Origin of the sequence: Streptomyces sp. SID11385, assembly GCF_010548245.1 — a bacterium.
Classification (GTDB): Bacteria; Actinomycetota; Actinomycetes; order Streptomycetales; family Streptomycetaceae; genus Streptomyces.
In genome coordinates this window covers 1-712 of record NZ_JAAGLR010001195.1, presented here as the reverse complement: position 1 = coordinate 712, position 712 = coordinate 1, and the positions used below count along the sequence as shown (strand labels likewise).

Annotated in this window: 1 protein-coding gene; it reads right to left on the bottom strand. The window is 78.4% G+C overall.

The annotated features are described in order from the left end of the window. Positions 1 to 712 (bottom strand): glycosyltransferase (locus G3I42_RS36755; protein ID WP_164291977.1); only part of this gene is annotated, 712 nt, incomplete at both ends.

The window sequence follows — 712 nt, the reverse complement described above, 5'->3', positions numbered from 1 at the left end:
CGCGGTGCTCGGGGTCGCGGAGCAGCCCGAGGCAGGCGGCGGCGAGCGCGGCGGGATCGCGCGGCGGGACGACGACGCCGGTGCCCCCGACGACTTCGAGCACGGCGCCGACGTCGGTGGAGACGGTGGCGCGGGCGCAGAACATGGCCTCGACGAGGCTGATGGGGAAGCCTTCGGCGGTGCTGGAGAGGACGACGGCGTCGGCACCCGCGTAGACCTCGGCGAGATCGAGACCGGAGGCGGAGCCGGACGCGGACCCGGAGCCGGGCGCGGACTCGAAGCCGGACGCGGAGCCCAACGCGGGCTCAGGCGTCGCGGCTCCGGTCCCGGCCCCCGCCCCGTGCCCCTCCTCTCCCGCGTCCAGGTCGAAGCGGACCGGGCAGGGGCGCCCGGCGGGGTCGGCGGGGAAGAGAGCGGCGGTGAGGGCGCGGCAGGAGTCGAGGTAGGCGCGGGCCGCGTCGTCCTCGGCGGTGCCGACGAGCCGCAGCGTGGCGCGCGGCTCCGCCTCGTGCACCGTCGTGAAGGCGCGCAGGAGCGTGTGCAGGTCCTTGGCGGGCTCGATCCGCCCGACCCACACGAGGTCCCAGCCACTGCGCGGCGCGCTCTCGTCCACGGCGGGTACGGGACCGGACGCGGCCGGGGGCGGGGCGTCGGCGCGCGCGAAGGCCCGCCCGAGCACGGGTTCGCGCCGCTCCCCCGTGCCCCGGAACGG